The 8,343-nt window shown below is 49.8% G+C and carries 6 protein-coding genes; 3 read left to right on the top strand and 3 right to left on the bottom strand.

What is annotated here, in order from left to right; all coding sequences use genetic code 11:
• Positions 1-638: 638 nt before the first annotated feature.
• Both groL and R2X38_RS26030 read right to left on the bottom strand, forming a co-directional pair.
• The gene (gene groL / locus R2X38_RS26025; RefSeq protein ID WP_317525260.1) at positions 639-2,285 is read right to left on the bottom strand and encodes a chaperonin GroEL; all 1,647 of its coding nucleotides are present in this window, start codon (positions 2,283-2,285) and stop codon (positions 639-641) included.
• 41 nt (positions 2,286-2,326) lie between these two features.
• Positions 2,327-2,617: a co-chaperone GroES gene (locus R2X38_RS26030; RefSeq protein ID WP_036832752.1), complete on the bottom strand. Its 291-nt coding sequence runs from the start codon at positions 2,615-2,617 to the stop codon at positions 2,327-2,329.
• A gap of 207 nt (positions 2,618-2,824) precedes the next feature.
• Here R2X38_RS26030 and R2X38_RS26035 point away from each other — a divergent pair, with 207 nt between their 5' ends.
• The gene (locus tag R2X38_RS26035; protein WP_317525261.1) at positions 2,825-4,216 is read left to right on the top strand and encodes an MATE family efflux transporter; all 1,392 of its coding nucleotides are present in this window, start codon (positions 2,825-2,827) and stop codon (positions 4,214-4,216) included.
• Positions 4,217-4,323: 107 nt separating this feature from the next.
• On the opposite strand, the gene R2X38_RS26040 is transcribed toward R2X38_RS26035, so the two are convergent.
• Positions 4,324-4,878, bottom strand: a complete 555-nt coding sequence (locus R2X38_RS26040; RefSeq protein WP_317525262.1) for an FxsA family protein — start codon at positions 4,876-4,878, stop codon at positions 4,324-4,326.
• A 460-nt stretch (positions 4,879-5,338) separates the two neighbouring features.
• Here R2X38_RS26040 and aspA point away from each other — a divergent pair, with 460 nt between their 5' ends.
• Positions 5,339-6,802, top strand: a complete 1,464-nt coding sequence (gene aspA, locus R2X38_RS26045; RefSeq protein ID WP_317525263.1) for an aspartate ammonia-lyase — start codon at positions 5,339-5,341, stop codon at positions 6,800-6,802.
• A gap of 105 nt (positions 6,803-6,907) precedes the next feature.
• Entirely contained in the window at positions 6,908-8,215 is a 1,308-nt protein-coding gene (locus R2X38_RS26050; RefSeq protein WP_187460033.1) for an anaerobic C4-dicarboxylate transporter, read from the top strand.
• The last annotated feature ends 128 nt before the right edge of the window (positions 8,216-8,343 follow it).

An 8,343-nucleotide genomic window follows, 5' to 3' on the forward strand; every position in this document is an offset into this window, starting at 1 on the left:
TAACCACCTAGTTCTAAAATCTCCCGCACTAACGATAAGAAACTGATTTATAACAGATAAATAACTGTTCAGCTTTTTCGGCTTTTTCCCTGACAAACTCAGCTCTGCTGTTTTAGCCATTTTCCAGCAGAACTAAGGGAAAGAGCCGCTTTTCCCGTACAGCTTTTCGCCAAAACAACAGCTAAAAGCAGAACCATATTGGGAACTATAAGCCCCCATCAAATAACACAAATAAGATATTGATATTAAACGATTTACTTTATGTGCAGCTTTTCTGGCTTTTTGCCAAGTGAACTCAAGCAAGCTAATTGCTTTGCCTTTCGGCATTAAACACTAACGCTCAAGCAACCTCATCGCCTCACCCTTCTCTGATGTTTAACGCGTTCAGCTTTTCCGGTATTGGACATCAAAAAGCAGTACATTATCAACCCTGATCACCCAAGATAAACTGACCAGCGATAAGTAATTGATATTAAACAATATAAACAATGTACAGCTTTCTGAGCTTTTTCCATAACAAGCTCGTCATGGGAAAAATGCGCCCCTACAAAGTAATATCACCTTATTCCAGCCATAAAAAAACGGAGGCTTGCGCCTCCGTTTTTAAATTTTACTGCTATCTCAGTGAGATAGGGGTATTACATCATACCGCCCATGCCACCCATGCCGCCCATGCCGCCCATATCAGGCATTGCAGGAGCGTCTTTCTGTGGTAGGTCTGTAACCATCGCTTCGGTGGTGATCATCAGGCCAGCAACAGAAGCCGCGAACTGCAGTGCAGAACGAGTTACTTTTGTTGGGTCTAGGATACCCATTTCGATCATGTCGCCGTATTCGCCAGTCGCAGCGTTGTAACCGTAGTTTGCTTCACCCGCTTTCACGTTGTTCGCCACTACAGACTCTTCGTCGCCTGCGTTCTTGGTGATTTGACGGATAGGCGCTTCCATTGCACGCAGTGCAACTCGGATACCTACGTTCTGCTCTTCGTTGTCACCCTGTAGGTCTACAACTTTAGATGCTGCACGGATAAGAGCAACACCACCACCAGCAACTACGCCTTCTTCTACCGCTGCACGGGTTGCGTGTAGGGCATCTTCAACGCGATCTTTCTTCTCTTTCATTTCAACTTCAGTCGCAGCACCGACTTTGATCACTGCAACACCGCCAGCTAGCTTAGCAACGCGCTCTTGTAGTTTCTCTTTGTCGTAGTCTGAAGTTGCTTCTTCGATTTGCTGGCGGATCTGGGCAACACGGCCGGCAATCATTTCTTCTTCGCCAGCACCGTCGATGATAGTAGTGTTTTCTTTAGTGATAGAAACACGTTTCGCCTGGCCTAGGTCTTCAAGCTGAACTTTTTCTAGCTCAAGGCCGATTTCCTCAGAAATCACAGTACCGGCAGTCAGTACCGCGATGTCTTGTAGCATGGCTTTGCGGCGGTCACCGAAACCAGGAGCTTTAACCGCAGCCACTTTCACGATACCACGCATGTTGTTCACAACTAGCGTTGCCAGTGCTTCACCTTCAACGTCTTCTGCAATGATAAGCAGTGGACGAGACGCTTTAGCCACACCCTCAAGTGCTGGTAGCAGCTCGCGAATGTTAGATACTTTCTTGTCGATTAGCAGGATGAATGGGTTTTCCAGATCAACGCTGCCCGCTTCCTGGTTGTTGATGAAGTAAGGAGACAGGTAGCCACGGTCGAACTGCATACCTTCAACCACGTCTAGCTCATCGTGCAGCGCTTGGCCTTCTTCAACAGTGATAACGCCATCACGGCCTACTTTTTCCATCGCTTCTGCAATGATGTTACCAACGGTCGCATCAGAGTTAGCAGAGATAGTACCAACCTGGGCAATCGCTTTGGTGTCTGCACATGGCACAGACAGTGCTTTTAGCTCTTCAACCGCAGCAACAACGGCTTTGTCGATACCGCGCTTCAGATCCATTGGGTTCATACCCGCAGCAACCGCCTTCAGGCCTTCGTTTACGATAGCCTGCGCCAGTACTGTTGCCGTTGTGGTACCGTCACCCGCCGCATCGTTCGCTTGCGAGGCAACTTCTTTAACCATTTGTGCGCCCATGTTCTGGAACTTGTCTTCCAGCTCGATTTCACGCGCAACAGATACACCGTCTTTAGTGATAGTCGGTGCACCGAATGACTTGTCCAGTACCACGTTACGGCCTTTAGGGCCCAGGGTTACTTTTACTGCGTCAGCCAGAACGTTGACACCTTCCAGCATTTTAACACGTGCGTCGTTACCAAATTTAACGTCTTTTGCAGCCATGTCTTTCTTCCTTTCTTAATTCTATATTCGAGGTGAACGGATTATTCAACGATTGCCATGATGTCGTTTTCAGACATGATCAGGACTTCTTTACCGTCGATCTTTTCAGTCTTCGTGCCGTAGCCTTCAGCAAAGATCACAGTATCACCAACTTTAACGTCCAGCGGCTGAACCGTGCCGTTCTCTAGAATGCGGCCATTGCCTACAGCCAGTACTTTACCGCGAGTTGATTTTTCAGCAGCAGAGCCTGTTAGCACGATGCCACCAGCAGACTTAGATTCAACTTCTTGGCGCTCAACGATAACTCGGTCATGTAAAGGACGAATGTTCATCGGTCGTCTCTCCTGATTTTGGTAATATCCATACGATTAATAAGGCAAATGGCAAGCCATTTACTTTTTCTGATACATAGACATGTTGGGTCTTTTTTTGAGAACCCAAGTCCTGCAGCGCTATTTTTTCAAAATTTTCTGACAGAATTTTTGCCCGATCACACTCTTTGCATTAGGGTAAGCGGGCATTCTTTTCCCGAGACGACCATGGCAGATAACAACCAGCCAGATTTGACACGGGCTCCGAGCAGCAGGCCAGACAAACACGGGCTGCTGTCCGAGCCGATCCCAGATGTACTCAAGCGCCTGACGGTACCGATGATCTTCGGTATGGTGGCGATTTTGATGTTCAATCTGGTCGATACATTTTTTATTTCCCTGCTGGGCACCGAAGCGCTGGCAGCAGTAAGCTTTACCTTCCCGATCACTTTTGCCATTAACTGCATCACTATGGGGATCAGTGTCGGCATCTCCACCAGCATCGGTCGCCTGCTCGGTAGCGGCGATACCCGCAGCGCAGCCCGGCTTACCACCCATGGCCTGCTGCTGGCGGTGATGATGATGGTGTTAGCCTCTACCCTGGGCGTGCTGACTATCGAGCCGCTGTTCAGCCTAATAGGCGCGCGGGCGGACTTGCTGCCTATCATCAGCGATTACATGTCTATTTGGTACTTGGCAATCCCACTGCTGGTGATCCCAATGGCAGGCAACAGTGCCATCCGCGCTACCGGCGATGCCAAGACCCCGGCCAAGATCATGATCCTTGCTGGCGCGATCAACGGCGCGCTGGATCCCTTATTGATCTTCGGTATTGGACCGTTTCCTGAGCTCGGAGTGAAAGGCGCTGCTATTGCCAGCGGGATCAGCTGGGCCTTTGCCCTAGCCGGCTCGCTGCATGTGCTTATCAAACGCGAGAAGCTGGTCGCGCCACCACAGTTATCTCGCCTAGTAGGCGACTGGCGCCAGATCCTGCAAATAGGTACCCCGGCCGGGCTATCCAACGCCCTCAACCCGCTATCAGGCGCCTTGCTAATGGCACTGCTGGCTATCCAGGGCACGACGTCGGTGGCGGCCTACGGTGCCGCAATGCGGATCGAGTCTATTCTGATCACCGTGATGATGGCACTGGGCTCGGCGCTGATGCCATTTATGGCGCAGAACCTCGGCGCTGATAAGCCACTGCGGGCCTTTGCCGCCCTGTTCACCGCCATGCGTTTTGCCATTCTGTTCCAGCTGCTGATTTTCATCATGATGGTACCACTGAGCTGGCCGCTATCTTCGATGTTCAGCCAAGACCCGGCAGTACAATCGCAACTGTGGCACTATCTGGTGGTGGTCCCGGCCAGCTACGGCCTGCAAGCGGTCTGCATGCTGCTGATCAGTGCCCTCAATGCCATGCACCGCCCGATTGATGCCCTGATCTGGAACCTGCTACGCCTGTTTGCCCTGCTGCTACCGCTGGCTTGGCTGGGCAGTACCCTCCACGGTACCAAGGGCCTGTTTGTCGGTATCGCCGTGGCCAATGCGGTGAGCGGATTGGCCGCCTACCTGTATGCCGTTCGCTTGCGTCGGCGCTGGCATACCGAACCCATTTCCTAGTTCACTTTTTAGCGCATTCACATGTAGCAATAAATATGAACAGCATTAACAAAAAAGACAGCCGAGGCTGTCTTTTTTATGTCTATTATTGCTGTGCGTTATCTTGCTTAATGAAGGCGTGGCGAGTCGTCGTCATTCTTCTTGTCATCCTTGCGTTCGAACTCGCCGTCAAACACATCGCCTCCCTGCTGGCGATCTTGTCCGCTGCCAGCGAATGGGTCACGCTGCTGGTTAAACGGGTCATGTTGTTCGAACCCCTGACCCGGACCGAAGCCGGCACTGAATCCGGCACCGGATGATACCCCGTGCACCTTGACCCGGCTCATCAGCTGCTTGGCCAGCCAAGCACGTGGACCCGGCAGCAGTACCGCCATACCCATGGCATCGGTCATGAACCCCGGCGTCAGCAGCAACACACCCGATACCGCCAGCATCACCCCTTCCACGATTTGCTGGGCAGGCAACTCCCCTTTTTGCAAGCGGCTTTGCACCGACATCAGGGTCGCGATACCCTGACTACGCACCAGCGAGGCACCGACGACCGCCGTCACCAGCACCAGTCCCACTGTCGGCCACAGCCCGAGGAAACCACCGACCTGGATGAACAGGGCGATTTCGACAATCGGCACGACAATAAACAAAAACAGTAATATCGGAAACACAGTTTTCCCCTTGCTGGTGAGCAGTAATTTGAGTCAAGTTGTAACACATCGGTGTCACACTACAGAAATCTCTTTGGCTTATAACAAATATTGGGAGCAGACAGGCATTTTTCAACTCTTTTCTATAGGGTTTCAATGTAACGATTGATTACAATAAGACTACTGCGATTAATCCAACACCAATTTCACATTTTGTCATATTTGGTCATTTTTAATCATAAGGCACGGGTGAATTATTAACAGTATTTGTGAGCAAGATCTCATTCTAGTGCAAATGTTTTCAGTCCATTTAAAAAAGTGATCTGGGTTATGTTTTTACCCCTAAAGGGGAGTATTATCGGCAGCAGACAATAGGTGTCAGGTACGATCATCTAGCCAAACTCTCTGCGGAATGGATTCTAAAGTTTCAGAATTGGCTCAATATTTGAATTTAATTAGCAGATTCCACTAAGGCTACGTCATGTCTCAGATGATTGATCTAGAAAAAAATGAAGCAATGGTAAACAACGTTGCAACTCGTATCGAAGAAGATCTACTAGGCGAACGCCACGTTCCAGCCGACGCTTACTGGGGTATCCACACCCTACGTGCAGTAGAAAACTTCAATATCTCTAAAACTACAATCTCTGACGTTCCAGAGTTCGTTCGCGGTATGGTTTTCACCAAGAAAGCGGCTGCAATGGCGAACAAAGAACTGGGCGTTATCCCATCAGAAGTTGGCGAATACATCGTTAAAGCATGTGATGTGATCCTTGAAACAGGTAAGTGCATGGATCAGTTCCCATCAGATGTTTACCAGGGCGGTGCCGGTACTTCTGTAAACATGAACACCAACGAAGTTATCGCGAACCTTGCTCTTGAGCTAATGGGCAAAGAGAAAGGCGAGTACGACATCGTTAATCCGAACGACCACGTCAACAAGTCTCAGTCTACTAACTGTGCTTACCCTACTGGTTTCCGCGTAGCGGTATACAACAGCATCATGAACATGCTTGAAGCACTTGAGTACCTAAAAGGTGCTTTCGATGCGAAAGACAAAGAGTTCGCTTCTGTACTGAAAATGGGCCGTACCCAGCTTCAGGACGCAGTACCAATGACTGTGGGCCAGGAATTCCACGCGTTCGGCGTACTAATCAAAGAAGAAATCAAAAACCTTCAGTACACAGCTCAGCTGCTTCTAGAAGTTAACCTAGGTGCAACAGCTATCGGTACTGGCCTTAACGCGGCAACAGGTTACCAGGAGCTTGCAGTACAGCGTCTAGCTGAAGTCACTGGCCTACCTTGTGTACCAGCAGAAGACCTAATCGAAGCAACCTCTGACTGTGGTGCTTACGTAATGGTTCACGGTGCACTTAAACGTACCGCGGTTAAACTGTCTAAGATCTGTAACGACCTGCGCCTTCTTTCTTCAGGTCCTCGTGCTGGTCTTAACGAAATTAACCTACCAGAAATGCAAGCTGGCTCTTCTATCATGCCAGCAAAAGTAAACCCAGTTGTGCCTGAAGTGGTTAACCAGGTTTGCTTCAAAGTCATCGGTAACGATACCACCATCACTTTCGCGGCAGAAGCCGGTCAGCTACAGCTGAACGTTATGGAGCCAGTGATCGGTCAGGCACTATTCGAGTCTATCGAAATCCTGAAGAATGCGTGTATCAACCTACGTGACAAGTGTATCGACGGCATCACAGTGAACAAAGAAGTATGTGAAAGCTTCGTGTTCAACTCTATCGGTATCGTCACTTACCTAAACCCATTCATTGGCCACCACGAAGGTGACATCGTAGGTAAGATCTGTGCTGAAACCGGTAAGAGCGTCCGTGAAGTCGTTCTAGAGCGCGGCCTTCTAACTGAAGAGCAGCTAGACGACATCTTCTCGGTACAGAACCTGATGCACCCAGAATACAAGGCTAAGCGTTACAACTAAGTTGTAACCAATAAACAGCCCGGCGGATTTTCAGGATGAGGATCCGCCTTTTTTTGCTACAGATTTCCCCCTTTTATATTTTTAACTTTAAGACAGGACAATCATATGGTTGGTGTAGAACTATTAGTCGTTCTCGCGTTCATTTTCTTGGGCGCCCGAATTGGTGGTATTGGTATTGGTCTGGCAGGTGGCGCCGGTGTAATCGTGCTTTCCCTGCTGTTGGGTATGCCAACAAGCCAAAGCTATATCCCAATTGACGTAATCCTTATCATCATGTCTGTTATCACTGCGATCGCTGCTATGCAGGTTGCCGGTGGTATGGACTGGCTGGTTGAACTAGCCGAAAACTTCCTGCGTAAGAACCCGAAGCGTATTACTTTCTACGCACCTATCGTGACTTACCTGATGACCCTAATGGCAGGTACTGGTCACACGGCGTTCTCAACGCTTCCAGTTATCGCTGAAGTAGCCAAAGAGCAAGGTATCCGACCTTCGCGTCCGCTATCTATCGCTGTTGTTGCTTCTCAAATCGCGATCACCGCATCGCCTATCTCTGCAGCGGTTGTTTTCTTCTCTGGCATTCTTGAACCGCTCGGAGTGGGCTACCTAACCCTACTGGCTATCTGTATCCCAACCACCTTCATCGCGTGTATGGTCGGTGCATTTGTTGCCAACTTCCTAGGCTGTGAGCTAAAAGATGACGTTGTTTACCAAGAGCGTCTGGAAAAAGGCCTGATCAAGCTACAGGGTTCAACCAAGCGTGAAATCCCAGCTTCTGCGAAGAAAGCGACCTTCATCTTCCTAGGCGCTATCCTGATCGTTGTTGCTTACGCTGCGGCTATCTCTGGCTCTGTTGGTCTTATCGAAAACCCAGCACTGGGCCGTAACGAAGCTATCATGACCTTCATGCTAGCGGCAGCAGCAGCTATCGTGTTCACTACCGGTATCGATGCAGCGAAAATCCCAGCAGCACCAACATTCCGCTCTGGTATGACAGCTTGTGTGTGTGTACTAGGTGTAGCATGGCTTGGTTCTACGTTCGTAAACGGCCACGTTGACGGCATCAAAGAAGTAGCTGGCTCTCTACTGAGCGACTACCCATGGATGCTTGCACTGGTTCTGTTCTTTGCTTCTATGCTGCTTTACTCTCAGGGCGCAACCACTACCGCGCTTATGCCTGCAGCACTGGCTATCGGTGTCGCTCCACTAACTGCTATCGCATCTTTCGCGGCAGTAAGTGCGCTGTTCGTACTACCGACTTACCCAACGCTACTTGCAGCGGTTGAGATGGATGACACAGGCTCTACCCGTATCGGTAACCTGGTCTTCAACCACCCATTCTTCATCCCGGGTGTAGTGACTATCGCAACGTCAGTAGCACTAGGCTTCGTATTCGGTGGCATCATCCTGTAATTGAGGATAATTGCTCCCTATCAAGGTCGCCTACGGGCGGCCTTTTTTATTGCTAGAGGCTAGAGGCTAGAGGCTAGAGGCTAGAGGCTAGAGGCTAGAGGCTAGAGGCTAGAGGCTAGAGGCTAGAG

The organism is Photobacterium rosenbergii (assembly GCF_033022775.1).
GTDB classification, from domain to species: Bacteria; Pseudomonadota; Gammaproteobacteria; order Enterobacterales; family Vibrionaceae; genus Photobacterium; species Photobacterium rosenbergii_A.